This window comes from Arachidicoccus rhizosphaerae (assembly GCF_900107765.1).
GTDB lineage: Bacteria > Bacteroidota > Bacteroidia > Chitinophagales > Chitinophagaceae > Arachidicoccus > Arachidicoccus rhizosphaerae.
This window is the reverse complement of the sequence record NZ_FNQY01000006.1, coordinates 155,708-182,587: the sequence shown is the minus strand read 5'-3', so window position 1 is coordinate 182,587 and position 26,880 is coordinate 155,708. Positions and strand designations below refer to the sequence as shown.

At 43.9% G+C, this 26,880-nt stretch carries 20 protein-coding genes and 1 tRNA gene; 11 read left to right on the top strand and 10 right to left on the bottom strand.

The window, feature by feature from the left end:
- Positions 1–178: 178 nt before the first annotated feature.
- The 3 genes from acs to BLU80_RS07145 form a co-directional block, all read right to left on the bottom strand.
- Positions 179–2,095, bottom strand: a complete 1,917-nt coding sequence (acs, locus tag BLU80_RS07155) for an acetate--CoA ligase (RefSeq protein ID WP_091395725.1) — start codon at positions 2,093–2,095, stop codon at positions 179–181.
- 380 nt (positions 2,096–2,475) lie between these two features.
- The gene (locus tag BLU80_RS07150) at positions 2,476–3,420 is read right to left on the bottom strand and encodes a LysM peptidoglycan-binding domain-containing protein (protein WP_091395721.1); all 945 of its coding nucleotides are present in this window, start codon (positions 3,418–3,420) and stop codon (positions 2,476–2,478) included.
- 114 nt (positions 3,421–3,534) lie between these two features.
- A complete protein-coding gene (locus tag BLU80_RS07145) occupies positions 3,535–4,920 on the bottom strand; it encodes a methyltransferase RsmF C-terminal domain-like protein (protein ID WP_091395718.1) in 1,386 nt (461 codons plus the stop codon).
- Between the two features lie 124 nt (positions 4,921–5,044).
- Here BLU80_RS07145 and BLU80_RS07140 point away from each other — a divergent pair, with 124 nt between their 5' ends.
- From BLU80_RS07140 to BLU80_RS07110, 7 genes are all read left to right on the top strand, one after another.
- Entirely contained in the window at positions 5,045–5,551 is a 507-nt protein-coding gene (locus tag BLU80_RS07140; RefSeq protein ID WP_211481786.1) for a DUF4399 domain-containing protein, read from the top strand.
- A 378-nt stretch (positions 5,552–5,929) separates the two neighbouring features.
- Positions 5,930–8,938 (top strand): ligand-binding sensor domain-containing protein, encoded by a 3,009-nt coding sequence (locus BLU80_RS07135; RefSeq protein WP_170831173.1) that lies wholly within the window; start codon positions 5,930–5,932, stop codon positions 8,936–8,938.
- Positions 8,928–9,527, top strand: a complete 600-nt coding sequence (locus BLU80_RS07130) for a response regulator transcription factor (protein ID WP_091395710.1) — start codon at positions 8,928–8,930, stop codon at positions 9,525–9,527. The genes BLU80_RS07135 and BLU80_RS07130 overlap by 11 nt, the downstream gene beginning before the upstream one ends.
- A gap of 139 nt (positions 9,528–9,666) precedes the next feature.
- Positions 9,667–12,015 (top strand): TonB-dependent receptor, encoded by a 2,349-nt coding sequence (locus tag BLU80_RS07125; protein ID WP_091395707.1) that lies wholly within the window; start codon positions 9,667–9,669, stop codon positions 12,013–12,015.
- Positions 12,015–13,193, top strand: a complete 1,179-nt coding sequence (locus BLU80_RS07120; protein WP_091395704.1) for a PepSY-associated TM helix domain-containing protein — start codon at positions 12,015–12,017, stop codon at positions 13,191–13,193. The genes BLU80_RS07125 and BLU80_RS07120 overlap by 1 nt, the downstream gene beginning before the upstream one ends.
- 333 nt (positions 13,194–13,526) lie before the next feature.
- Positions 13,527–14,867 (top strand): alpha-L-fucosidase, encoded by a 1,341-nt coding sequence (locus BLU80_RS07115; protein ID WP_091395701.1) that lies wholly within the window; start codon positions 13,527–13,529, stop codon positions 14,865–14,867.
- A 198-nt stretch (positions 14,868–15,065) separates the two neighbouring features.
- Positions 15,066–15,713 carry a polysaccharide deacetylase family protein gene (locus BLU80_RS07110; RefSeq protein ID WP_091395698.1) on the top strand — a complete coding sequence of 216 codons (648 nt, stop codon included), beginning with the start codon at positions 15,066–15,068 and terminating at the stop codon, positions 15,711–15,713.
- Positions 15,714–15,741: 28 nt separating this feature from the next.
- Here the strand turns inward: BLU80_RS07110 and BLU80_RS07105 are convergent, their stop codons facing one another.
- From BLU80_RS07105 to BLU80_RS07095, 3 genes are all read right to left on the bottom strand, one after another.
- Positions 15,742–18,300 (bottom strand): TonB-dependent receptor, encoded by a 2,559-nt coding sequence (locus tag BLU80_RS07105; protein ID WP_139188103.1) that lies wholly within the window; start codon positions 18,298–18,300, stop codon positions 15,742–15,744.
- A gap of 211 nt (positions 18,301–18,511) precedes the next feature.
- Positions 18,512–19,837, bottom strand: coding sequence for an MFS transporter (locus tag BLU80_RS07100; protein ID WP_091395691.1), 1,326 nt, complete (start codon positions 19,835–19,837; stop codon positions 18,512–18,514).
- A 24-nt stretch (positions 19,838–19,861) separates the two neighbouring features.
- Positions 19,862–20,491: a deoxynucleoside kinase gene (locus BLU80_RS07095; protein WP_091395688.1), complete on the bottom strand. Its 630-nt coding sequence runs from the start codon at positions 20,489–20,491 to the stop codon at positions 19,862–19,864.
- Between the two features lie 167 nt (positions 20,492–20,658).
- Between BLU80_RS07095 and BLU80_RS07090 the strand changes: the two genes are divergently transcribed.
- A complete protein-coding gene (locus tag BLU80_RS07090; protein ID WP_139188102.1) occupies positions 20,659–21,147 on the top strand; it encodes a DUF983 domain-containing protein in 489 nt (162 codons plus the stop codon).
- Positions 21,148–21,342: 195 nt separating this feature from the next.
- Here BLU80_RS07090 and BLU80_RS07085 read toward each other — a convergent pair whose 3' ends face one another.
- Together BLU80_RS07085 and BLU80_RS07080 are read right to left on the bottom strand one after the other, a co-directional pair.
- Positions 21,343–22,929, bottom strand: a complete 1,587-nt coding sequence (locus BLU80_RS07085; RefSeq protein ID WP_091395683.1) for an FMN-binding glutamate synthase family protein — start codon at positions 22,927–22,929, stop codon at positions 21,343–21,345.
- A gap of 185 nt (positions 22,930–23,114) precedes the next feature.
- Entirely contained in the window at positions 23,115–23,723 is a 609-nt protein-coding gene (locus BLU80_RS07080; protein ID WP_091395680.1) for an L-threonylcarbamoyladenylate synthase, read from the bottom strand.
- 82 nt (positions 23,724–23,805) lie between these two features.
- Here BLU80_RS07080 and BLU80_RS07075 point away from each other — a divergent pair, with 82 nt between their 5' ends.
- Positions 23,806–24,696 carry a cupin-like domain-containing protein gene (locus BLU80_RS07075; protein ID WP_091395677.1) on the top strand — a complete coding sequence of 297 codons (891 nt, stop codon included), beginning with the start codon at positions 23,806–23,808 and terminating at the stop codon, positions 24,694–24,696.
- Between the two features lie 19 nt (positions 24,697–24,715).
- Here the strand turns inward: BLU80_RS07075 and BLU80_RS07070 are convergent, their stop codons facing one another.
- Both BLU80_RS07070 and trmB read right to left on the bottom strand, forming a co-directional pair.
- The gene (locus BLU80_RS07070; RefSeq protein ID WP_091395674.1) at positions 24,716–25,108 is read right to left on the bottom strand and encodes an MGMT family protein; all 393 of its coding nucleotides are present in this window, start codon (positions 25,106–25,108) and stop codon (positions 24,716–24,718) included.
- An 11-nt stretch (positions 25,109–25,119) separates the two neighbouring features.
- Complete coding sequence (trmB, locus tag BLU80_RS07065; RefSeq protein WP_091395879.1) at positions 25,120–25,830, bottom strand: tRNA (guanosine(46)-N7)-methyltransferase TrmB; 711 nt, start codon at positions 25,828–25,830, stop codon at positions 25,120–25,122.
- Between the two features lie 62 nt (positions 25,831–25,892).
- Between trmB and BLU80_RS07060 the strand changes: the two genes are divergently transcribed.
- Together BLU80_RS07060 and BLU80_RS07055 are read left to right on the top strand one after the other, a co-directional pair.
- Positions 25,893–26,663 (top strand): TatD family hydrolase, encoded by a 771-nt coding sequence (locus tag BLU80_RS07060; protein ID WP_091395671.1) that lies wholly within the window; start codon positions 25,893–25,895, stop codon positions 26,661–26,663.
- A 47-nt stretch (positions 26,664–26,710) separates the two neighbouring features.
- Positions 26,711–26,797 (top strand) — tRNA-Ser (locus BLU80_RS07055).
- Positions 26,798–26,880 lie beyond the last annotated feature (83 nt).

Here is a 26,880-nt window from a genome sequence, read left to right as displayed (position 1 = left end):
TACTAATTTTTTAGTTGTACACCTAATAAAATAATTATAGCAGATTTTAGGATGGATGCCGGAGAAGCTATCATTTTTACAAACAAGGACCGGTCACGGGATAACGTTCAATCGTTATCCGGTGACCGGTCCTTACCGCTTTATTTATCCTACAGCGTTATCAGTTGGATAACCTGCTTTATAATTTACCTTTTTTGATTTCGTCTACCACCTCGCCGTTTAATAATGCTGAAGTATCTCCCAGATTATCCACGTCATTTTCTGCAATTTTTCTCAGGATGCGTCGCATGATCTTACCACTGCGGGTCTTAGGCAATCCGGTAACAAACTGGATTTTATCGGGTTTAGAGATCGGCCCGATAATACGGGTAACGGTAGCTGTAATATCTTTTCTGATCAGATTCTCATCATCCGCATTATGCGTGCCGTTATAAATAACGAATGCATAGATACCCTGCCCTTTAATATCATGCGGATAACCCACGACAGCGCTCTCTACGACCCCCGCGTGTAAGTTAATGGCATTTTCTACTTCCGCGGTACCGATACGGTGTCCGCTGACATTCAGCACATCATCCACACGGCCGGTAATCTTATAGTTGCCGTCTTCATCCCGCATAGCGCCGTCTCCTGTAAAGTAATGGCCCGGATAGGCAGAGAAATAAGTCTGTTTACAGCGTTCATGATCACCCCAGGTGGTTCTTATAATGGAAGGCCATGGGAACTTCATACAAAGATTACCCTGTCCCGGTCCTTCAATCTCATTGCCTTTCTCATCCATAATGCAAGGCTGTACACCCGGTAAGGGCAAGGTAGCCCAGCTGGGCTTATCCGGCGTAACACCGGCTAAATTGGAAATCAGAATACCTCCGTTTTCTGTTTGCCACCAGGTATCTACAATCGGGCATCTGCCTTTGCCTATTTTCTCATGATACCAGTTCCAGGCTTCCACATTAATGGGTTCGCCAACAGAACCTAATACCTTTAAAGTAGACAGATCTTTACCTTGTAAGGGCTCATCCCCATAGCTCATCAGACTGCGGATAGCAGTCGGAGCAGTATACAGGGTATTGACACGGTGTTTATCCACCAGATCCCAGAAACGGCCGGCGTCCGGATAAGTCGGTATACCTTCAAACATCACGGTGGTGGCACCTGCACTCAGTGGTCCGTATACGATATAACTGTGTCCGGTAATCCAGCCGATATCCGCTGTACAGAAATAAACGTCGCCCTGTTTGTAATTAAACACATTGACAAAGGTATAGTTGGTGTATACCATATAACCCGCGCAGGTATGCACGACTCCTTTGGGCTTACCGGTAGAACCGGATGTATATAAGATAAACAACGGATCCTCGGCGTCCATTTCTTCAGCCGTGGCCGGTGCCATACCCAGGGTCTCCACCTTTTTAATTTCATCTTCCCACCACACATCTCTGCCTTTGAGCATGGAGACCGGTGTGCGGGTTCTTGTACAGACAATCACTTTTTCAATAAAGTTTACACTTTCCAGGGCATCATCAATTAAAGATTTTAAAGGGATATCCTTATTGCCTCTGAATGCGCCGTCGCAGGTAATAATATATTTTGCATTGGCATTGACCAGCCTGTCCGCAATGCTTTTAGCAGAAAAGCCCCCGAATATAACCGAATGAATGGCGCCGATTCTGGCGCAGGCCAGAACAGCGATCGCCAGTTCAGGGATCATCCCCATATACAGGCAAATCGTATCTCCTTTTTTTACCCCGTTATTTTTAAGCACATTGGCAAACTGCGTCACTTTCTGATATAAATCATTGTAGGTCAGAACACGGTGGTGTTCATCCGGGCTATTAGGTTCCCAGATAATGGCTGGTTTATTCCCTAGTTTTTCCAGATGCCGGTCCAGGCAGTTTTCTGTAATATTTAATTTAGCTCCCTTAAACCATTCAACTTTGTATTCGTTGAAATCCCAGTCCAGCACTTTGTCCCATTTTCTGCGCCATTTAAAATTACTGGCTATATCAGCCCAAAAGTTTTGGGGCTGCTGAACGCTGCGGGCATACATTTCCTTGTATTGCTCAAATGAATTAATTTGATACGGGTAAGACATAATCACATTTTTTAAGAAAGATTCTGATTTTTAAGAGGATAATATTACAATATTTTTCCCATATCCTAAAAGATATTTAGGGGCAATTTCTGGGGATTACCGGAGAAAACAGGTGCGTTTTACCGTGTTTTAGCGAAGTTTAAGCCAATTTCCTGCCGTTAAACCGCTAAGGAAATTATTTAGGCGGGAAGCGGTTGATTACATCAATATGTATGACAAATTAAATCATTTTCCGGCGCGAAACAACCTTTTAAACCAACCGGCCGCAGTCCGTCTTCGGCTTTCAGGCGCTTATCCAAGGCCAATAAAACAGGCCCGCCTATTATAAAGAATAAAGGGCGGGCCTGAAATGATATGATAAGGTAATGCGGTCTTTGCTTTTATTCAGATTTAAAGTAAGAGACAATGATATCGCTCTGCTCTGTACTGCTCATCCCTAACGCTGCGGCGGCGGCGTCACTCACCCGGTAGCTTAAGCCGGCATTTTCTTTTACATTGCCCAGATTCCAGAGCACCTTGGCATAAATAGTCTTACCCTTCGTCTGAACCTTCACCAGGGTGCCCGGCGCTACTTCATTCATCAGTATAAAATATTTGCCGTCTTTCCAACCGCTTGCGGACTGAAATATCCCGGCTACTCCCTTGGTAATCAATTCGGTTCCTCCTGACTGGCTTTTATAAGCCACTGCAAATGCGCCCTGGCTGCCGCTGGCTTCGCTGGAGATGGCAACAGTCGCAGGCGGCGCCTGATCTCTTTGCTTGTCCGGGGTAAAAGCAGACGGATCCGTATCGGTCACAGCTGCGTTGGCATCCTGATTATCCTGACCGCCAGTCTCGGTAGTGATAACCGGAACTGTGGTGGTCGTTTCAGGAGTTTCAGTGGTTGTAGAGGTTGATGTAACCACCGGATCACTGACAGGGCCTGCGCCCTGAGAGACTTTTAAGGTCTGCCCTACCTGTATATTATTACCGGTTATATTATTCCAGTCTCGTAATTGATTGACGGTAACGCCGTATTTTTTACTTAACTGGTATAATGTCTCGCCTTTTTCAACGATATGTGTTTTTGCAACGCCTGCGGCAACGACCGTCTCACCCGCACCGGGAATTTTGACTTTTTCTCCCACAAACAGCTTACTGTCTGTATTCATGCCATTTAAGCGCATGATATCTCCTACCGTAGTGCCGTATTTTTTAGCCAGTCCAGACAAGGTTTCTCCGTCCTTGATTTCATGGACGGTCTGCACGCTCTGTGCCTTAGCAGTTAAAGTACCGGTTGTCAAAAAGATACCTGCTGCTATTATATAAATACCGAATTTTTTCATGTTTAACTTTATCAACGATTTTCTTTTCTAAATAATCTTGTGTTAGCGGCTTTAAAATTGCCTAATTTCTATGAGAAAAAATGTTAATCTTTTAATCGCATCGTGCTCAATGCTTTAATCCTTCAGAATCCGCCAATTCCTGGGATAATAATTATTCACCCGACCGGGCAGGATCTTCATCCAGCCTAGACCTATGCCTTCATAAAGGGCTAAATACCATCCGGTAAGGACACCCTCTGTTTCCAGGTCAGGAGGTTGGCTTTTCAGGTATTGCAAACTTTGTGCCCTATCCATCTCAAAGCCAGCTATAGCGGGATTTACCCAGAGACTGACCGCCAGATCATGAGCAGGCACAAGCCCCTTGCCCTTTATCTGTCCGATTGCGACACCGGCCTTTTTCAAAAATAGATTTTTTTGCAATACCCCGAGGTCTGCCATCCATTTATTTTCAATGGCCAAAATGTCTGCTGCCTGTTTAAAATAATATACATCCAGGTGCGGCTTCATCCATTCTTTTAAAAGTGCCTGCTCTTTAGCGGCTATGGCTGGTACGGTTTCACCATATCCGTAGCTGGGCAGCTCGCCGGTCGTTTTTTTAAAAAGGCTGATAAAAAAGCCTTCACTTCTGACCTGATCGGGGAAAAACTTATAGCCGACCGGCGTTTTGCCCCCGGGTCCTTTTAGTTTACCCGAGACGGCTGCAATGCCTTTAGGCAGGTCTTTCAGTATAATATTTTCAAGCTGCATGGAAGTGCTCAGAAAATCCATTATATCCTCATCTTCCTGTCTGGAATAAGAACAGGTGGAATAAATCAACAGCCCGCCCTGTTTTAGCGCCGGTAATACATCTGAGAGTATCTGCTGTTGCCTTTTACTACATAGCTCAACAAGCTGCTCGGTCCACTGCTCTACGGCTACCTGATCCTTTCTTAAAAGACCGCTGCCGCTGCAGGGCGCATCTACCACTATCACATCAAAATAACCTTGGAGTCTTTGAAAATGGCTGGGATCATTGCAACTGACGACCACATTACCCGTACCCCACTTAGTGACATTCTCCGTGAGTACGGCGGCCCGGTTTTTCATGATCTCATTGGAGACAATCAAACCGTTTTTAAAATAAGACGCCAGTAAAGTCGATTTTCCACCCGGTGCGGCACACAGATCCAGCACTTTTACGCGCTGGCCGGGATCCGCCGTTTGTCTTAAAGCTTCCCAGAGAAACTGGCTGCCCGGCTCCTGGACATAATAAAGCCCACCGTGAAACAGAGGATCATGGGTAAAAGAAGGCCTTTTCTCCAAATAGTAGCCATAAGGATTCCAGGGAATTCTTTGTGCAGCCGCGGGCAGTGAACCTTTATAGCTGCCTAGTTTTAAAGGATTATACCGGATAGAGGTATTAGGGATCTGGTTTTCATGGGCATCGATAAATGCCTCTTTATGAAAACCCTCACTCCCTTCCAGGGACTCTATCAGGCCGTCTGGTATTGATAAGGACACGTTAATTATCTATTATTGGCTTCAAAAATAAGAAACTAAGCGAGGATTTCGTTTTGAAATCTTTACAGGCTGGCTTACCTTTAACGTTCAGTGACATTTTTTTAATCTTAAAACATAAATACTTATGCGCAAGTTATTTGTCATCCCTGCCTTTTTATTGGTTGCAATGGTAGCCTGTAATTCCGGTACGGAACAAAAAGCCAATACAGACACCACAGCGACTACAGAACATCAAATGGATATGAGCACACCGGAACAGGTAGCTCCGTTACCAGCAATTCCGGCTGGAGCCAAGGTCTATTTTAAAAATGTAAAAGATGGTCAGACCGTCTCTTCTCCTTTAAAACTTGAGTTTGGCGTAGATAATATGACGGTTGCCAAAAAATCACCGGACGGCCAGATTGCTGAAGGTATAGGACATCACCACCTGCTCATAGACAGTGGCGATTCTATCCCAAGCGGAACTGTTATTCCGGACGATAGCACACATATTCATTATGGTGGTGGTCAGACGGAAGCGACCGTTAACCTGACACCAGGTAAACACACCCTGACCCTGCAGTTTGGTGACGCCATCCACCGCTCTTACGGCGGCGCACTGGCTAACACAATAACTGTGAACGTCAAGTAAAACCAGTTTAGCACTTAAAAAACATAAGGATGCCCTCGCGGCAACCTTGGAGATACCGGCGCTTTTGATGCTACGCATCTGAGCGCCGTTTTTTTGAAATGGCAGGCATCTAGGTGAATTCATTCCATGTAAGGTGATGCATACTTTGCAGTTTGATTTGGTTGCAGCCCTTTTTTATACTGGTATCTCCTTATTTATGGGTGCAAGTTAGCCAATCGTCTTTCCCAAAAAATACCCTTCAAAGGGTATTTTAGACTTCTGGCATTTTGTTATCTTTATCGAAATGCCAGAGCGATGCGCAATTTTTCAACCTTTATACTGCTTTTTTTTATTTTTCACAGCTCAAATCCGAAAGCGCAATTCATTAAAACGGATACTTTGACGGTATTCACCTATGGACAGGAACAGGGACTCTCACAACTCAATGCCTTATCACTGGGAATTGACAACCTCGGTTACCTGTGGATCGGCACGGAAAATGGCCTGAACCGTTTTAACGCCTATACCATGAAAACTTATATGGCATCCGAGGGTCCAGGCGCATTAATAGACGACCATATCCGGGGGCTTTACTTTGCCAATGACACACTTTGGCTGGCAACCGATTCTCATTCACTGGTCGCTTATCTGCCCAAAGAGAACAAATTCATTAATTTTTTAGACCAGCTCGATTTCAGCCTGCACCCTTACACCAGATACACCAACCTGTTGTGTCCGGTCAACAGTCGATTTTTATTACTGGGTACCAATGGCAACTGCCTTCTGTTTGACAGAGGCAGTAAAAAATTCACCATTCTTCCTTTACCTAAAGCTGCTAAAAATGACTATATCACCTCCGCCTGTCCCCTAAGTCCTGAGCTATTTATTATCGGCACTAATAACCATGGCCCAATGATCCTGGATATCTCAACAAAAAGAATACACACAGATCATGCCTTTGTGCAATTAGAACATTCAACCATCAACAGCGTATATCTTTTTTCTTCAAGGTACCTGATATCTACAGAACGCAACTTATACTGGTTCGATCCTAAGAGTTACAAACTTCTTCCGGCGTTCCAGAATGAAAATCTGCCAGAGATCACTTCCATCCAGGACTGGGCAGTCGCTTTAGCGGGAAATGACTCTGAACAGGTGGCAAAAAAAACTGCTTTTCTGGCGGCTACTAATCACGGATATATACTCAATCAGGACGGTCAGCTAACAAAAGTGGTCTTTCAGGACTTACAAAAAAATACGCTCTCCGCCGAAGTATCCAAAGTCCGAAAAGATACCCAGGGAGGAATCTGGATGGGCACCAATGGCCGTGGTGTTTTTTATTATCACCCAAAGTTCAAAAAATTCACCCCTTTAAGGATCAAGGCAGCCAATGCTCCAAGAACTGATTTTATCAGCATTTTCAATTTCCTTCGTGTGGATGACCTGTTGTGGATGGCCACAGAATTCGGCTTTGCCAGCTACGATTTGAAAAGCAAAAAGTATACATATTATCCCAGTGGCTGTCTGGAATATACACTGGCCAGAGATGCCAGAGGACAAATCTGGGGTGGCGGATTTGGACAGGGTCTGGTAAAATATAACACTAACAAAGATCGGTTTGACCAGATTACCGTCCCTATAGGTGATAAAGATGTCATTCAGATAACGCCAATCGATCTGGACCACATATGGATCCACACCTGGTCTAACGGCATTTTTGAATTGGACCTGAATAATTATAAGGTAATAAAGCTTGCCATCGCCAAAAACATTTTAATCAGATCCAGAACCAGTTATCAGGACCGGATGCACAATATCTGGATTGGCAGCGATGAAGGCATCTATCGTATTCATGGCAGTTCCGTAAAAAAATTTGGAGGCTTGTCCAATAAGCGTGTCTTTGGCATAACCCAGGATCCGGCCGGCAATATCTGGGTCGGCACTGCCAAAGGCCTAAATCGAATCGATAGTAAAACCGACAGCATCTCATCTTATACCAAATCCTCCGGATTACCCAATGACTTTATTTATGGCGTACTCAGCGACCAACAGGGTAATATCTGGTGTTCTACCAACTATGGTTTATCTCAGTTTGATCCGGTAACAAAACATTTCAGGAATTATACACAAACCGATGGCCTGCAGAACAATGAATTCAACGGGAAGGCCGCTTATCAGGACCAAGAGGGCAACCTGTATTTCGGGGGAATGGATGGATTTAATATATTTAATCCCTCCTCTATTTTTACCAATACAAAGGTTGGCAATACCGTAATTGAAGATGTTCAGGTTTTTGGCAAATCTCTGGGTAAAAACCTTCCTTACATAAAATCACTGGTTCTTGCCCATGACCAGAATGTAATCAGTTTTGAATATACGGCACTCAATTATCTTTGGTCTGCAAAGAACCTTTATCAATTCATGCTAGAGGGCTTTGACAGAGACTGGCGCAGCGAGACCGAATTCAGAACGACTACCTATACCAATCTGGACCCTGGTTCATACGTATTTAAAGTTCGTAGTACGAATAATGACGGCGTGTGGGGGCCTGCCACTTCACTTTACGTCCTAATCAAAGGGCCATGGTATCGCAGCCTCTGGTTTAAAATACTGGCAGGAGCTTTATTACTTTTGATCTTAATTGCTGTTTTTCAATATAGAAATTACCAGCAAAAACAAGTCAATAAAAAGCTTCTCCGAATGGTTACTGACCGGACTCAGGCTTTACAGAAAATCAATCAGGAGTTGAATCAGTCTTTGGAACTTTCCGAAAAACAGAAGGAAAACATTACGTTTTTGATGCGGGAACTCAATCACAGGGTCAAAAACAACCTGCAAATTATCACCAGTCTGATAGACATTCAGGATTTAAGCAGCTCCAGCCCCAGCGCCAAAAGTAAACTTAAACTGTTACAAAGCAGAATTTTTACAGTATCCAGAATTCATGATATCCTGACCAATACGGAAGAAAAGGAAGAAATCAGAATAGATCATTTCCTAGCACAACTTGCGGCAGAAATCATTGCGTTTTCCGGCAAAAAAATCCGTTTGCGCCCTTTGCTGTCCCAAGTTAAATACAGTGTGGAGAAACTCACCTATCTGGGGCTCATCCTTAATGAACTGATCACCAATTCATTGAAACATGCCTTTAAAGAAGTATCTGAACCTGAAATCACCCTACAACTTATTGAACATGAAACGGGTGTTCTGTTTGTGTATAAAGATAATGGACCAGGATTTAAAGCGTCCTGCTTGCCTCCCGATGATAAGCCTGACAATGAAACAATAGGTGTCAATCTGATTAAATTTCTGGTAAAAGAACTCAAAGGCGTATTAGATTTAAGTCGATCTGAGCAGGCAGAGATCAGCCTGTTATTCTCCAATCAAAACAAAACAAATGGCCTGTAAAATACTTATTGTAGAGGATGAATCTATCATTGCGCACGGCATTAAAATGCATCTGGATAATAACGGATATGATTGTGATATAGCCTTAAACCCAGATGACGCCATTACACTGGTACATTCAGAACTATATACATCGATCATCTGCGATATCAACCTGAAAGATAAAATCACAGGAATCAGCTTCGTCAGAACGTACGTGGATCCCAATACTCCGGTGGTATTTTTGACAGCGTACAACGATCTGCAGACAATGAAGGAGGCGGAACTGGCTTCCCCTTTTGCGTATGTCACCAAGCCCTTTGACAAAGATCATCTTTTAATCACGCTGAACCTGGCCATCGCCAACTGCCGAAAGAAATTCCTACATGAGCTGCCAGAGGAAATTAATATTGAACAAATCACGATTAGCGCTCGGGAAATCGATATCATCAGGCTCCTTGCAAAAAGTAAGACTACCCTTGAAATTTCTCAACAACTTTTTATCAGCCCGCAGACAGTGGCAACCCACCGTAAAAACATCCTTCGTAAAACCGGGGTAAAAAGTATGATCGAACTCGTTTCCCTCGCTATTGAGAAAGGATGGATATAATAACAGAAAAAGAGTATTTCCCTTTACTTTCACGAACTTTTGTTCGGAATAAATTATAGAACTTTTTTCCCGAAATCGTAATACGGATTGTACTGCCCCTTAATACCTTTGCGCTCCATTACATCAAATTTTAAGGGAAATGATTCCACGATTAAACAAATCTTTACAAATTTTCAGCTTGGTTTTAACCGTTCTATTTCTACTCCAACCGGCAGCGGCTCAAGTGCAAAAGCAGGTAATCCTCCACGTTCAGGATTTAAAAAATGCTCCGATATCAGAAGCTTCCGTTTATATCAATAATAAACTATCCGGTTTCACCGATGGCAAGGGCAATTATAAAACACCAAGCCTCACAAAAGATCTTATCAGTCTGAAAGTGAAAGCATTGGGATACAAGGTCTATAGCACCGAGATCCATGCAGACACAGTTAGTCCGATAGTCAGGGTCCGGCTGGAAGAAGCCGATGACAACTTGCAGGACATTATCGTGACTGCTGGAAGACGAGCGGAAAATATCTCAACGGTCCCCTCCTCCGTTACGATCCTTACCCGAAAAGACATTGAGACGCAGGCGCAGATTACCACAAACCTGGCTTCTATACTCGGCAATAGCGTTCCAGGACTTGCACCTTCCAGTAACAAGGCTACTAATGCAGGACAAACGCTGCGCGGCAGATCCGTACTTGTCCTGGTGGACGGCATTCCCCAATCCACCCCCCTTATGAATGGACAACGGGACATCCGCAGCATCGATCCTGCGGTCATAGACCGTATAGAGGTTATTAAAGGCGCAACGTCTATTTATGGCAACGGTTCTGCCGGAGGTATTATCAATTATATTACCAAAAAGGCTGACAATGACACAGGTAGTCTGAATAGCCACACAGTGATACGGGGCACCTTAAACCCTGTCCACCCGGAAGGCACCACGGGCTACCGCGCCTCACAACGATTTTCTGGTAAAATGGGTAAATGGAATTACGTTACGAGTGCCACTATGGAATACACTGGCGTTCAAAGGGATGGAAAAGGTGAAGTGCTGGGCCAGACCGACGCGCTATCCAACAGTTATCAGTATAATTTATTTGCCAAACTGGGTTACCAGATTAGTAAAAGTTCCTCTATAACCGGCTTCTATAATTTTTATTCCAGTACATCTCACGCCAAATATATTACCCAGTCAGGTCTTTATGGCAATACACCGGCTATTGGCATCCCGGGTGAGGATCCCGGAAAGCCGGCCGGCACACCTTTTAACCATAATGCAAGGCTTACTTATACTAAAAACGAATTATTTGGCACAACAACTCTGGATGTTACAGCCTATCTGAACTCATTTCGTTCAATGAACCGGTACGTAGCCAGTGCCACAGCCTGGTATGGCCCCGGACAGACCAAAATCAATTCCAGAAAAAAGGGACTGCGTATCAATCTGAACACCCCATTTGCCATTGACGGCAGGCTTGCAGAACTGACCTACGGACTAGATGCGCTCAGCGACATCACTAACCAGGATCTCGTAGATGGAAGGATATACATTCCTAATATGAAAATGATCAATATTGCCCCTTATGCTCAATTTAAATGGGACATTATACAATCCCTTGTTTTCAAAGCAGGGATGCGTTATGAAAATGCACGTGTCACCATTAAGGATTTCAATACCATTGCAAAAGGTCCGGACGGCGAGGGGAGTATTTTTGTCAACGGGGGCAAAATACCGTATAAGGGTATGACCTATAACGCAGGGCTACGGTATAACAAGTATAAAGCATTTAACCCCTTTGTCAGTTTCTCCCAGGGATTTGCTATTAATGAGCTCGGCAGAATTGTCCGCAGAGCCACCAAAAACGATCTGGACAGCCTGAAGACCGATCCCATCATTACAAACAATTACGAAGCAGGATTTTCCAGCCAGGCAGGTATCTTCACTTTTACGGGCGCCTATTTTATCAGTACTTCAAAACTCGGTGTAGAACTGGTGGATGTAGGAGGCTATTTTGCCCCTCAGCGCTTACCGGAAAACATCAAAGGCTTTGAGGTCTCTATTGATATCAAGCCTTCCGATATTTGGAAATTCGGGGGTTCTTATGCCTATACGGAAGGAAAGTCTAAAAATGACGACGGCAGTAAAAACTACCTGAACGGAGCAAGAATAGCCCCTCCGATTGCTACCGGCTATCTGGACTTCACCCCGGGTGCGTCATGGTCTGTACGCCTGTTCTGGAATCATTCGGGCAACAGAAACCGTTTTGAGAAAAATGCCAAGGGAGCTTATAATTTAAATGAAGGCCCGGTCTCCTCCATCGACTTATTCAACCTTACCGCAGCCTATAAAGTAAATAAGCGACTGCAGGTGGGTCTTGGAATCGAAAACCTGTTGAATAAAACCTATTATACAGTAGTAAGCCAATATTACGCAAATAACGACAACTATTTTCGCGGACCGGGTCTTAATGCTGCACTTAATCTGACTTATGATTTTTAATGGATAAAAAGATAAGAAAAAGAATATTCCAATTACACAAATGGTTGGGCCTGATTGCAGGTCTGATCATTTTTGTTATCTGTATGTCCGGCCTGGTATATAGTTTTTATGAACCGCTAAAGTTGAGGATATACCCGGAGCGTTTTTTGCTGCAAAGTACCCATTCAAATGAGCATCCGCTGCCGTTAAGTCAACTAATGGACTCCGCTCGAACGGTCCTTGATCCCGGGCAACAGATCACCCGGGTAGATCTTTATCCGGCCAAAGGGAGAAGTTGGGTTTTCAGAGCACAGTCCATCGACAGGCAGCAATTAGGCTTCAGCCGGTATTATAAATACTATTGGCGAATTTATCTTGATCCCTTCACGGGCAAGGTAATTTATAAGGAAAATGCCAAAACCGAGTTCTTTCAGGTTATTCTGGATCTCCATCGCAACCTTTTACTAGGGGACACTTACGGGCGTCCGGTGATAGGCACAGCAGTGACGACTTTTATTCTGCTGCTTATTTCCGGGCTATTCTTGTGGTTTCCCAAAAAACTACAAAAAAAGCAACTGAAAGCAAGCCTCTGGCCCTTCAGAAAGGTACATTGGAAAAGGAGATTATACGATATACATAATGTACTGGGTATTTATAGCCTCCTTTTAGGTCTGATCATGTGTATTACCGGATTCGTTTTTGCATTTCCCGCTTTTAAATCGTCCTATACCAGCATATTAAATAGTTTAGGTCATAACCGTCCTTCAGAAACGCCCATACATCAGAAATTAATCCCGCAGCCTTATACAATCCCCCTTGACAACGCCCTTGCATTTTGCCTGGCATCCCATCCCCAGGCAGATATGATGTCCATCCGCATCTCACAAATCCAGCAACACAGGCTTAATATTCAGGTGCGACTGAACAAAGGCAGGACAGGCCATTTCAAGTGGTATTATTTTAATAATCAGGGAACAGCCGTAACCTCGGTCACCAGTTCAGAAAACCTCAAAACAGGTGACAGGATAGCCGCCATGAATTATGACATACATACAGGCGTAATTTGGGGGAACTGGTCCAAAATTATCCAGTGGATCGGCATTATTTTTTTGGCATCTCTACCGGTAACCGGTGTATGGCTTTGGATAAACAAGTTCGTTAAAACTAAAAAACGCAAGAAAGTCGAATTAATGCAATAAGCGCAAAGTAGGTAGCTGATAAGGAAAAATTTGTCAAATATTTAAAAGCCAGTAAATTAGCGAACCCTCTGCAGGTTTACTATTGACTCCTTTTCCTTTAAATCGGGTAAAGGTTAAGTGTACATTCAATTATTCATTTTTGAAAAAATATTCTTTAGCGTTTCCAAAAGATAGTTGCCGGTTGTTTTTCGCGTTTTCATGGCCGTAACCGCCAAAATCCACTTTACAATAGATGCCGCCTGGAAACAAATATATTTCAAAACAAATTATATTTGTGTATTCTTTAATAAAGAATAGTTTTATCCTTATTAGTCAATAAAGATCTAATCCACCATGAAAAAATTTTTGATACTCCTTATAATGATCTCGGGGCTTTTTTGCTCAACAGGATTTGCACAGTTTAAACCCTATACACCGGCTCAGTCCAATCTGGAGGCCAGAAACTGGTTTCAGGACAACAAGTTTGGCATGTTTATCCACTGGGGGCTTTACAGCATCCTGGGTGATGGAGAATGGGTGATGAACCAGCAAAATATCCCCATCAAGGATTATGATAAACTGGAAGGATTTTTTAATCCCGTTGCCTTCAATGCCCATGACTGGGTGGCCAGGGCCAAGGCCGCCGGCATGACTTATATCACTTTAGTGACACGCCATCATGACGGCTTCAGCATGTGGGATACAAAATATTCCGACTTTAATATCATGCATACCCCTTATCACCAAGACATCGTCAAAGAAATTGCCGATGAGTGTCATAAACAGGGGCTTAAAATATTCTTCTATTACTCACTGCTGGACTGGCGCCGCAGTGATTATTCATACTGGACCGGAAGAACCGGAAAAGGAACCGGCAGAACAGAAAAAGGTAACTGGCAGGATTATATTCAGTTTATGAAAAACCAGCTGACCGAACTACTGACTCATTATGGCAAAGTCAGCGGTATCTGGTTTGACGGCTACTGGGATCAGATGCCGGAAGAAAGCAAGGACCGTAAGGATACTACTTTTGTAGACTGGCATATACAGGAGCTGTACACGCTGATCCACCAGTTACAACCAGACTGCCTGGTAGGCAATAACCATCACATGACCCCGATTCCGGGCGAAGACTTTCAGATGTTTGAAAGAGATATTCCAGGGCAGAATGCCCACGGGCTGAGTTTCCAGAAAGTCTCCCCGCTGCCGCTGGAGACCTGTGCCACATTAAATGACTCCTGGGGTTTTACCCTCAAAGACGATCACTATAAAACCCTGGCGGAGTTTGTCCGCCTGCTCTCCGGTGCTGCCTGCAGTAATGCGAATTTGCTGATGAACATCGGCCCCATGCCAAACGGCCTGTTCTCAGAACCTTTCAATCAGGCGCTTGACAGTATGGGCACCTGGATAAAAACCTATGGCCAGAGCATTTATGGCACCAGAGGCGGTTATATAGGACTGCAAAAGTGGGGTGGCATTACCCAAAAAGCAGGCAAAGTATTTTTGCATGTGCTACATACTGAGCCGTCGCCCGTAACGCTGGCAGATTTCCCGCATAAGAAAATCCGCTCGGCCTACCTCTTAAAGGATAAGACACCGGTTAGTGTTCAGTTAAACAATGGCACCCTGAGCTTTCACACACCTCCGGTAAGTGCCGCAGACCCCGATGCGGTTATCGTCCTGGAAGTGGAATAAACCTATACATTCAAGCGTCCCTTAGTTCCGGGGGACTTACACCATCAGCAAGGGCCATCCCGGTAACAGGGCCGAAATGGCCCTTGCTTTTTAATTTACTGTTGCCCTTTAAGGGCTCTTTTTTTCATTTAAGGATTAAGCTTTAATTTTACAGCAGCCTGTTCGTTGTATTTAAAATAACCGACTAAAACAATTTCCTTGTACCTGATAAAGTCCAATTTTCTATTTAAGCTTTTTTATCCCGGCAGACTCTGGAAGCTTCCGGCCGTCTTTGCCGGAGAAAACAAAAAGGTGCTTTACCTGAGTTTTGATGACGGACCGCATCCCGAGGCGACTCCCTTTGCTTTAAAAACACTAAAAGCCTTTAATGCAAAAGCCACTTTTTTCTGTCTGGGTAAAAATGTGCAGCAATATCCGGCGATCTATCAGCAGATACTTTCAGATGGCCATAGTGTGGGCAACCATAGTTTCAACCATCTGAACGGATGGAAATCTTCCACCGAGGATTATATTGATGATATCCGCAAAGCAGCAAAGCTGATTGACTCCCCCTTATTCAGGCCTCCCTATGGCAGAATGCGCAGCAAACAACAAAATGCTCTGCTGGCAGCCATGCCGGAAACGCGTGTTGTGATGTGGGATCTGTTAAGTGGTGATTTTGACATTCATATCACAGCAGAAAAATGTATCCGCAACGTTCAAAAATACAGCCAACCCGGCTCTATTATCGTATTTCATGACAGCACAAAGGCCTGGGAAAGGATGCAGGCAGCCCTGCCGGCTACCTTAGCCTATTTTACACAGAAAGGCTATATCTTTAAAGGCATTCCGATGGACGTTCAATAAAGAGTTGCATCAACTCATGATTTCCCGCTTACCAGTCTACCGCTATTTTAAAATTAACCAGCCTCGGAGTCAGGCGGTTGGGCAACGCATAAGTATCATTATTAAAATCCTTCAGCAGCATATAGCTGATCGTATTATCCCGGTTGATAAGATTAAAGATTTCAAAGCTGGCCCAGATATCTTTTACGCCCTTAAAAGGCGCATGTTTTTTACGCTGTTTGCTGCCATCCAGCAAAAGCGCGCTAAAGCCAATATCCATTCTTAAATAAGCAGGAATCTCAAGCGCATTACGGTAACGGGTGCTCCCCGGGATATTAAAGGGCAGATTCGTCCCGTAAATGGTATTCAGATAAACTTTGACATTCTTATTGGTCGATAAATAATCCTGGAAAAACATACCAAAAGTAATCAGCCGGTCTGAGGGCCGTCTAAGCCAGCCGACACTTTGCGTGGTGGAGTCAGTCGCCACCTTATCTTCACTAGCGGCTGTAATTAATTCTCCCAGCTGATTGTAATAGTTCTGATAGCTGAGTCCGTCAATTTTTTCCCTTGCCTGCATAACACCCAGGCTCAGCCAACTGTCAGCGCCTTTTACAAACTGGGTAAAAAGACGGCTCTCCCATCCAAAGACATAGGCCTTGGCGTTATTTTGACCATAATACTGAATCCGGACATTATCGATATCATAAGGAATCACGTCATAGAGATGTTTATAATACAGCTCTGAAGTGATTCTTGCCGGCCGGTTAAATAATTGCATCTGATAATCCAGGCCGATGACGCCCTGCATACTCTTTTGCGCTTTTATAGCTTTGTTCAGGCTGCCATCCAGGGTCACCATTTCTCTGTAAAAAGCCGGTTGCTGGTACATGCCGGCAGAGGCTTTGAATATCACATCCCTTTTCCAGCCACCCGGTTTAAAGGAAAATCCGGCTCTTGGAGAAATTAACAGCTCCTGATTTAAATCATTGTAATTAGCCCTGACCCCGTACTGGAGGGTATAATCGCTTTTATGCCCCAGACGCAGGTTATCCTGCAGGTAACCGGATATCCGCTGAATGGCAAACTGATCCCGGCTACGCATATACTGACTGAGCTGCAGCTGATCTCCGCCAACCGGAAGGCTATAACCGGCTGAATCACTGTAATTCCACTGATTGATCCGGCTGTCAATTTCCTGTCTTTGCAAGGCGGCCCCCCACTGGATAAAATGTACCCCTTGTTTCAGGCTTCCCTGGTGCTGCAGACTCATTACCTGGATACGGAGATTATTTCTGGCATAGCTCTGATTGACACCGACCCCCAACAGATTATCCGGGTCATCGATTATATTGCCGTTTTCGTCCCGCTCTCCGAACTCATAGGCTCCCGTAATATCCTGCTCCTGCTTTTCCTTATCCTGATAATAACTGGCCATAAATTTAAGCTCCGTATGGTCATTGGGATTTACAACTGCCGTCAGACCGGCAAAGCCGGTACTGTACTTATCCTTTTCACTTCCCTCAAAATCGATATTTACCCCATAATTCGCTACATAGTAGGGAGAGAAGACGCTGGCCGTCAGTTTAGTCTGCTCAGGATAAAATAAAAATTTCGTTTTATTATAATCACCCAACAGCTCCATACGAAACTTAGGGCTGAACCGGTATACAAATAATCCTTGCAGATCAGCGGATGAGGGAATATAATTGCCGGTGGTTGCCTGACTCTTTACCACATTGCGGTTGGTCTTATTGCGTAACCCTATTAAATAGGAGAACTTCTTATTATCAGAAATACCTTTCAGGCTCAGCCCCTGCTCCAGCAGGCTCAGATAGGCAGACCCGCCACCTCGCTCGGGATTCTGATAGGCCACATCCAGAACCGAGCTCAGCTTATCGCCGTATTTGGCCTGAAATCCGCCCGTATAAAACCGTACATTTTCCGTCAGGTCAGCATTGATAAAGCTCAGCCCCTCCTGCTGTCCGGAACTGACCAGAAAGGGCCTGTAAATTTCAAAACCATTTACATAGACCAGGTTCTCATCATAGTTACCGCCTCTGACAGCGTACTGAGAGGTCAGTTCATTATTGCTGCCGACAAAAGTTTTCAGCAGCCCTTCAATGCCGCCCACGGCCGAAGGGTTGACCCTTGCCTGATTTGCATCTACGGCTATCAGCCCCGCCTCTTCCCTTTTTTTGTCGGCAGTAACCGTTACGTCTTCCAAAGAAGACTTCGCCTGTGTAAGCATAACGGTATCCAGGCTTTCGGAAACCTGATCTCTGAAGACGACTTTTTCTATTGTAACATATCCCGGCGCCTTAAACTGAACCCTGACGGGGACCTGTGCCGGAATCTCCAGATCAAAGACGCCCGAAGCATTGCTATGGGTTCCGGTCTGCTGTCCGACGATAGAGATATACGTATTTTCAAGGGGCTCATGTGCCTGACTTACCACCACCCCTTTGTAACTCACCTGTTTGCCTGTCTGGGCGCAGGCGGATCCCCAGATGCCTATCAAACCCGGCAGGATACTGAACATAAAAACAAAAATCACCGAAAGTTGCCGGGATGTCGCCTTGGAGCTTTGGGGGGTCTTTTGAGTCACTGGAGCAGGATAATTTAGTTTCTGTCTATAAATAAAAATACCAAATAATATTGATTCGTAATTAATAACGCTAAGAAGGCCCGGGTATTTTGCCCGGGCCTTCTTAATCTTAAAATTAAGGGTCAAACTTTTATATCTGTTGTATTATAAGCCAATCAGCTTATATTACAGGTTTACATTTATAACCCGGTTAATGGAAAACCCCCATAACCTAAGAATATTTTTTATAATCAAAGCGCCTGAGTTCTTTTGCCCGGGCTGAGATTAGACCGACGACGCCCAGTGTCAGGCATCCGCCGACGATAATCGCCCGGATAGTACCCAGCCAGTGTGCCATCACCCCGCTTTCAAAATCTCCCAGTTCATTGGATGAACTGACAAACATCGTATTCACTGCTGCGACGCGGCCTCTCATTTCATCAGGTGTTACCAACTGCAAAATGGTACCCCTGACCACCACACTTACAGCGTCAAACATGCCTGATGCAATCAGTGCCACAGAGGCCAGATAAATATCCCTGGAGAAACCAAATACAATGATAGAGAGTCCAAATCCCGCACAACACCACAGCAGTTTTTTACCTGGATTGGTATTTAAGGGCAGATAGGCCAGCAATATCAAAGTAAGAATGGAACCTATTCCCGGAGCTGCCCGTAAAAAACCGTATTCCGTTTCCGTCATCCGGTGAATCTCTACAAAGGCCGGCAGTAATGCAACGGCCCCCCCGAATAATACGGTAAACATGTCCAGCGCCTGCGCACCCAGCAGTGCGGGTGTTTTCATTATAAACTTAACGCCCAGCGACAAACTTTGCATCACCGGCTCTTTGGCCTTTTTAAGAATGGGTTTGGCCTTAATGATACACACCGGAATCAATAGCAGTGCTTCCATGGCAAAAATCAAAAACATGGAGCCCGTTACGCCCTCAATGGCCGTTACGCTGCCGGAAGTCCGGACCATATCCACGGGATTGCCGGACATAAGGCCCATAATGGCATTAATAGCACCAAAGGAAAGGGGTCCTACCACGGAACCCACTTTAAAAGCCATGGAGCTCCAGCTGGTCGCATTCGGATAATGTTCTCTGGGTGTAAGCTGTCCTAAAAGGGCAAAGGCCGCAGGACTGATAAAGGCTCTGAGCACTCCGCCAAAAAATATCAGGGCAAAAATGAGGTTCAGCGTCCAGTCCAGACCCAGCCTGTTTAAAGAGAACCCGGTGGAAAGGAAAAACAAACCGCCTCCTAAAAATACATAGCCGATCAGGCAAGTCAGCAGCATTTTCTTTTTTTCATGCAGATCCACAAAATGACCGGAAAACATAGAAAAAACGATGGCGGGAATGACTTCCGCAAGGCCGATTAATCCCATTTTAAGGTTGCTGCCCGTTAAATGGTATACCCAATAGTAAATGGCCGTGGATTGCAGATTAAGTGCAAAATAGATTCCAAAGCGGAAAATAAGAAAACAGATAAATTCCCGGTTTTTAAGTACGGGGTTTTTTTGGAAAAATCCGCCAGACGACGTGTTGTTTGCCATATAATTAGTATTGCTATCAATAATTTAGGGAAGACTAAGTCGGTGTATTCCCTGGGTATAATCCTTTTCGAGTGCCTCCAAAATCACCTGTAAGTGCCTTGGATCTTCCAGAAAATTAGCATTGGAGGCATCCACCATCAGGGTAATGCCACTTCTTTGCTGAATATAACTTAAATAAGACTGCTGAATGGAGTTCAAATATTCATCCGGGATCTGCTGTTCATAACTGCGGTTCCTTTTATGGATATTGGACTGTAGTTTAGCCACCGGGGCCTGCAGGTAAATAAGGATGTCCGGATAAATGAGTTGCTGATGAATAATATCAAATAATCTTTTATATAATTGGTACTCCTGTTCCGCCAGGGTGACTTTGGCAAATAACAGGCACTTAATGAAAAGATAATCAGAGACGGTTACCTGATGGAACATATCAGGTTCCAGTAATGCATTTAACTGCTTGAATCTCTCTGCCATAAAGAAAAGCTCCAGGGGAAAACCATAACGATCGGGATCGGCATAAAATTTAGGTAAAAACGGGTTGTCGGAAAACTCTTCCAATACCAAACGGGCATCTAACTGCTTGGCCAGCAGTGTAGACAAAGTCGTCTTACCCGCTCCGATGTTTCCTTCTATGGTTATCAGTCTGTAGTTCATGTAATCAGTAGGCAAAAGTAAATGTTATTGCGCAAACCTGCCATTATTGTTGCAAAGTGAACAACTAGTCGTTTCTTAAAAAAAGACAAAAATGTCTTTTTTTGACATTAAATCATGTACGGAATCCTTTAATTTGGTAATTTTGCAGAACAAAATCTAAAAGTACTATGGAAGCGGATCATCAACATCCAGCAGGAGAAGACAAAGCGCCCAATTACTTCATCAGTGCGCTTAAGTGTAAATGTCCAAGATGCCGTAGAGGGGATCTGTTTGAGACAAATAATACATACGCTTTAAAGAATAGTAAGTTCATGCGTATGAACGAAAAATGTTCAGTCTGCGGACAGCCCACTGAATTAGAAGTAGGATTTTATTACGGAACCAGCTATGTGGCCTATGCATTAACCGTTGCATTCTCTGTGGCTACTTTTATTGCCTGGAAGGTATTTTTCGGAATTTCTTTCGACATTAATGACAATAATATATTCTGGTGGTTCGGGGTAAATGCCATTTTACTGATTATTTTCCAGCCTTATTTTATGCGTGTTTCCAGAAGTTTCTGGCTGAGTTTTTATGTAAAATACAATAAAAACTGGCGCTTGGAGAAACCGGAACAATACGAAAGGCTGAATAAAGATTTTTCCAACGGCTGGTAAAAAATACATTTTACAAAAGTCGGTCTGGTTGTTATCTGTTTTTGCATTTGCGCATCCGTTAAGATAACATCATAGCAGCAGTTTTCTAATTTTCCTGATATAGATCTAAAAATGGGATAAGACAGGACCGGCACCGGCCGGCTGGTCTTATCCCATTTATTATTTTATAATAGCTTTCGGTCCTGCTGCCATTCACTATACCCAGCTATCCATCTGTGCATTTTTAAAATCAGCTATGTATTTTTCCGGAATCTCTCCTCTGAGCATGGAACCTTTGGGTACCAGCGGATAGATTTCTGCAAAGGAACGCATTTCATTTAAGAAGACCCTTCTGTATATATGAGAGCGTGTCAGTTGCTTATAGTGATCAATCCCGCAGGCTCCTATCAGCTCAACAAAAGTCTTGAGCATACTTTTATGGTAATTAGCCACTCTGTATTTTTTATCATTGACATCCAGGCCAACGACCAAGGCAGGATCCTGAGTGGCCACGCCGGTCGGACATTTGTTGGTATTGCACAGCAAAGCCTGGATACAACCCAGCGCCATCATCATGGCCCTGGCAGAATTACAGGCATCCGCACCCAGTGCGATGGCTCTGACAATATGAAAGCCGGAAAGAATCTTACCGGAGGCAATCAGCTTAATATGATGTCGTATGTCCAGACCCGTCAATACATTGTCAACAAAGGCCAATCCGTCCAAAAGGGGCACACCTACATAATTGGAGAATTCCTGCGGAGCAGCCCCTGTGCCGCCTTCGGCTCCATCCACGGTTATAAAGTCAGGATATATATCCAGTTCAATCATGGCCTTACAAATGGCAATGAATTCACTTTTTCTGCCTATACATAATTTAAATCCGACCGGCTTGCCGCCGGATAAATCTCTTAGCTCCTTTAAAAAGAGCACCATTTCCCGGGGGGTATTAAAGGCGGAGTGGAATGGCGGTGAGGCCACTACAGTACCCGGCTTAATATGGCGGATTTTCGCGATTTCCGGGGTATTTTTTGAGGCCGGCAGAATACCGCCATGTCCAGGTTTTGCTCCCTGAGAGACTTTCAGCTCAATCATTCTGACGCTCTCATAATTGGATTTTTCCTGAAAAAGCTCCCTTGAAAAAGTACCGTCATCATTTCTGCAGCCAAAATAACCCGTTCCTATCTGCCAGATTAAATCGCCGCCATGTTTTAAATGGAAAGGGCTGATGCCTCCTTCCCCGGTGTTATGAGCAAAATTGCCGATCTTGGCTCCGCCATTCAGCGCTTCAATGGCATTGGAGCTAAGTGATCCGTAGCTCATCGCAGAGACATTAAAAATGCTGCCGTCATAAGGCTTTAAGCAGTCTTTATTGCCAAAAGTCACCCGCGGGCTGGTATCCAGTTTATTAAAGTCTTTGGGATTAATAGAATGCATGATCCACTCATATCCTTCCGCATACACATCCAGCTGCGTCCCAAAAGGCATGGTATCGGTCTCCAGTTTTGCTCTTTGATAAATACTGGAACGGTCAATACGGTTAATGGGTTTGCCATCTGTATCAGATTCTACAAAATACTGATAGATTTTGGGACGTATATCTTCCATCCAGTACCTTAAGCGCCCCACCAGGGGGAAGGTTCTCATTATGGAATGTCGCTTTTGCGCCATATCATAATAGCCCTGCAATGTTAATAGTACAAACAGACCAAACAATACCCACCACCAGTGGCTGACAAATAATGAAAGTGCCAAAGCAAGTATAAGGGCTATGGCAGAACCTATCACAAATATTCTACGCATGTTGATTTTGATAATTTTAAAGCGCTAAAGTACACCTTTTTATAGCTCAAGTTGCCAAAAAACAAAAGATTGTTAGTTTTTAACCATGCATTAATAATCTTACTGATAATCCTTTTGCGTATGAGTTACTACCGGGCTTTTAAAGTATAGGCCCGTCACTTAGAAATCCAATTCTGACAATTGTATCAATCCTCCAGATGGCCTGCACCCTGACGCAACACTTCATAGGGCGCTACCGTGCAGTCCACTACCGTCGAAGGGATCATACTACCAATGCCGCTGTCAATGACAATATCTACCAGATCCTGGAAATTTTCATTGATTTGTTCGGGATCTGTATATTCTTCTACCATATCACCCGGCAGCGATGTAGATAAAATAGGGCCGCCCAGTTCTGATAAAAGCGTCTGACAGACGATATTATCAGGAACACGAAGCCCGATGGTATTTTTTTTGGTCTGCAATATTTTAGGTACTTCCTTACTCGCAGGCAATATAAAGGTGAAGGGGCCCGGCAGGTGGCTTTTAAGCATCCTGTATAAAGGGGTAGAGATGGACTTGGTAAATTTGCTTAAATCACTCAGGTCTTTACAGATAAAACTCATTTGATTTTTATTGACTTTTGTCTGTTTAATTCTGGCAATTCTTTCCACCGCTTTATGTTGGTATATATCGCATCCTAACCCGTAAATGGTATCTGTCGGGTATATGACTACCCCACCATCGCGCAGGCATTCTGTCACGATTTTAACATTTCTGGGGTTCGGATTATCTGGATGTAATTCTAAAAACATATCTAAAAATACGGCATTTTTTCAAGTTTAGCAATCATATATTTGATAATAGACTTATTTTTGGCCATTAAACAGATACGAAATGCGGTTAAAGAATATAGACACCGTGGCCAGTATCAGCCCGGAAGATTTTAAAAAGAAATATTACAATACCAGAACCCCTCTGGTCATTAAAGACCTGGCTAAATCCTGGCCCGCTTATCAGAAATGGACCTGGGACTATTTTAAAGAAAAGGTAGGACAAAAAGAAGTAGGCATTTATAATAACGTCAAAAGTGATGCGTATACGCCCATTAATAAGGCAGACGATTATGTAAAGTTCGGGGATTATATAGATATGATCCGCAAGGGGCCGGCCGAGTGGCGTATCTTCTTATTTAATATCTTCAGCCATGCGCCGGAACTCTCTGAGGACTTTAGCTGGCCTACCCACCTAATGAATGGTTTTGTCAAAAGAGCACCCATGCTGTTTACCGGAGGGCAGGGCGCCGTCACACATATGCATTTTGATATAGACCTGAGTCATATTGTGCATACCCAGTTTATTGGCAGAAAGCGGGTGCTGCTTTTCCCTTATGAACAGCAGCATTTACTCTACAGAAAGCCGTTTGAAGTATTGAGTCTGGCCGATTATTCTCATTATTACGATCCGGAGCACAGTAAACTGGATATAAATAAATTCCCGGCACTTCAATATGCAGAAGGTTATGACCTGACACTTGAACACGGCGACACCTTATTTATGCCTGCCGGATACTGGCATCATATGGAATATCTGGACAGTGGATTTGCGATGAGTCTTAGGGCCCTGAATAATGAATTTACCGGCAAATTAAAGGGCGTCTGGAATATCATTGGGATGCGTAATATTGATACGCTGATGAAAAAGATCCGGCCACATCAGTGGTATGACTGGAAAGAAAAGCAAATTTTTGCGCGCTCTGAAAAAGAAATTTTAAATAACGTTAGCTAGAATAGTTTACTGGTTTTGTTTATAATGCCAGCTCAATGGCAGGATCCCAGAATAGTTCCTTAAAGTGAACTACCTGGTGATCTTTTACTTCAATGCCTTCTTTTTCCAGTAAAGCCTGCATTTTCTCAGGGGGAGAGAAATGTGCCCGTCCACTTAACAGACCGACCCTGTTGACGACTCTATGTGCCGGAATATCCTTTCTGGCATGGGCCCCGTTCATGGCCCAGCCAACCATCCTGGCAGAGGACCTGGCTCCCAGATAAGCCGCAATTGACCCATAGGAAGTAACACGTCCTTTGGGGATCTGTCGGGCTACATCCCAGACATTTTCAAAAAAGTTATGTTGACTATCCGCATTTTTAGCAATGGGCAGCCCTGACTTGGGCTCCCCTTTATGTTTCTCACGCTTCATAGGGAAAGATTTTACGATTCAGCATCCTGCTCAGAACTAAAAAGCGCCCTGAGTTCTTTATCTTTCTCTAAAGGTAGGTCTTTATCCAGTCTGAAGCACAGATAATGTACTTTTTGGGATTTTGCGATATCCAGCTGCTCATAGTGCGTTTTAATAGACAGAATTTCTGTAGCTACGCCCTTGCCATAGATATCATCATAGTCAGTTATTAAAGTCAGGCCATACAAGGAAATCATGGTCTTTGTGAAACCGTACAGATCGGGACTGTCTGTTTTTAAATGCACCAACCCGTCCTTTGCAAGAAATTGTTGGTAAAGGCGTAAAAATCGGGGATGGGTCAGTCTTTTTTTCATTTTTGAATCCCTTAACTGAGGATCAGGGAAAGTGACCCAGATATTTTTAATTTCTTCTGGGCCAAAATAATTGGCGACCTGTTCAATCTGAGATCGAATAAAAGCAACGTTTTTCAGTCCTTCTTCCAGCGCAGTCTTGGCACCTTTCCAGATCCTGTTGCCTTTGATATCCATGCCTATAAAGTTTCCTTCCTTCAGTAACCTGGCCAGCCCCACGGAATACTCCCCTCTCCCACAACCCAGTTCCAGGGTTATCTGGTGATTATTTCCAAAATAACGTGCCCAGTTACCCGGCATATTCGGGGGATATTCAAATACATTGACAAATGACTTAATCGCTTCAAAGCGCTCTAACTTATGTTTTCCCATGGCCGCAAAGGTAATTAAGCCCTCTAAAATCCTATTAAATAGTTTCACCTTAATTTTGCAGTATGGAACTAATAGATACACATACCCATTTATACTCAGAAGAGTTTAAAGAGGACATAGAAGCAGTCATGCAAAGGGCAGAAAGTGCCAGCGTCAGACAATTTTATTTACCCGCCATTGACAGTACGACTCATGAGGCCATGATTGCGATTGAGAATGCCTATCCCACAAGATGCCATTCCATGATGGGTCTGCACCCCTGCAGTGTCAAGGAGGATTTTCATAAGGAATTGGAAATCATAGAAAAGTGGCTAGAAAAAAGAGAATTTGTAGCTATTGGAGAAATCGGACTTGATTTTTACTGGGACAAAACACATATTAATGAGCAATATGAAGCCTTTAAAATACAAATGGAGTGGGCACTGGACAGAAATCTCCCGATTTCCATCCACGCCAGAGATTCCATTGACGAATGCATTGCAACGGTAAAACCTTTTTCTGATCGGGGGCTTCAAGGGATATTTCATTGTTTTGGAGGTACCACTGAACAGGCTAAGGCCATTATTGATTTAAATTTTTACCTTGGCATTGGCGGCGTTTTCACCTTTAAGAAGGCAAATATGCCAGAAGCACTAAAGGATATCTCATTGAATCACATTGTATTAGAAACAGACTCCCCCTATCTGGCTCCCGTTCCATATAGAGGTAAAAGAAATGAGTCCGCCTATATTTTGCCTATCGCGGAAGCCTTGGCAAAGTCCAAAGACATAGCGCTGGAAACACTGGCAGAAATCACCTCTGCTAACGCCCGAAAGATATTTAAAGCGAAATAATTAGAAATTAATCCAGAAGCCCTTATATTTGCACCCCAAAGCAAAAAGGAGACGTGTCCGAGTGGTTGAAGGAGCACGCCTGGAAAGTGTGTATACGGGAAACTGTATCGCGAGTTCGAATCTCGCCGTCTCCGCTCTTTTGAAAAAATAGATTGATTTTAAACGCTTTTCTCAGGGCATCAGTGAAAATAGTTAACAAATGAGTTAACAGCTCATA

Excerpts from the sequence above, each read along its gene's own strand:
- BLU80_RS07075 (WP_091395677.1), top strand. The coding sequence starts at position 23,806 with ATGCGGTTAAAGAATATAGACACCGTGGCCAGTATCAGCCCGGAAGAT.
- BLU80_RS07115 (WP_091395701.1), top strand. The coding sequence starts at position 13,527 with ATGAAAAAATTTTTGATACTCCTTATAATGATCTCGGGGCTTTTTTGC.
- BLU80_RS07090 (WP_139188102.1), top strand. The coding sequence starts at position 20,659 with ATGGAAGCGGATCATCAACATCCAGCAGGAGAAGACAAAGCGCCCAAT.
- BLU80_RS07140 (WP_211481786.1), top strand. The coding sequence starts at position 5,045 with ATGCGCAAGTTATTTGTCATCCCTGCCTTTTTATTGGTTGCAATGGTA.
- BLU80_RS07060 (WP_091395671.1), top strand. The coding sequence starts at position 25,893 with ATGGAACTAATAGATACACATACCCATTTATACTCAGAAGAGTTTAAA.
- BLU80_RS07125 (WP_091395707.1), top strand. The coding sequence starts at position 9,667 with ATGATTCCACGATTAAACAAATCTTTACAAATTTTCAGCTTGGTTTTA.
- BLU80_RS07080 (WP_091395680.1), bottom strand. The coding sequence starts at position 23,723 with ATGTTTTTAGAATTACATCCAGATAATCCGAACCCCAGAAATGTTAAA.
- BLU80_RS07150 (WP_091395721.1), bottom strand. The coding sequence starts at position 3,420 with ATGAAAAAATTCGGTATTTATATAATAGCAGCAGGTATCTTTTTGACA.
- BLU80_RS07095 (WP_091395688.1), bottom strand. The coding sequence starts at position 20,491 with ATGAACTACAGACTGATAACCATAGAAGGAAACATCGGAGCGGGTAAG.
- BLU80_RS07100 (WP_091395691.1), bottom strand. The coding sequence starts at position 19,837 with ATGGCAAACAACACGTCGTCTGGCGGATTTTTCCAAAAAAACCCCGTA.
- BLU80_RS07070 (WP_091395674.1), bottom strand. The coding sequence starts at position 25,108 with ATGAAGCGTGAGAAACATAAAGGGGAGCCCAAGTCAGGGCTGCCCATT.
- acs (WP_091395725.1), bottom strand. The coding sequence starts at position 2,095 with ATGTCTTACCCGTATCAAATTAATTCATTTGAGCAATACAAGGAAATG.
- BLU80_RS07085 (WP_091395683.1), bottom strand. The coding sequence starts at position 22,929 with ATGCGTAGAATATTTGTGATAGGTTCTGCCATAGCCCTTATACTTGCT.
- BLU80_RS07130 (WP_091395710.1), top strand. The coding sequence starts at position 8,928 with ATGGCCTGTAAAATACTTATTGTAGAGGATGAATCTATCATTGCGCAC.
- trmB (WP_091395879.1), bottom strand. The coding sequence starts at position 25,830 with ATGGGAAAACATAAGTTAGAGCGCTTTGAAGCGATTAAGTCATTTGTC.
- BLU80_RS07120 (WP_091395704.1), top strand. The coding sequence starts at position 12,015 with ATGGATAAAAAGATAAGAAAAAGAATATTCCAATTACACAAATGGTTG.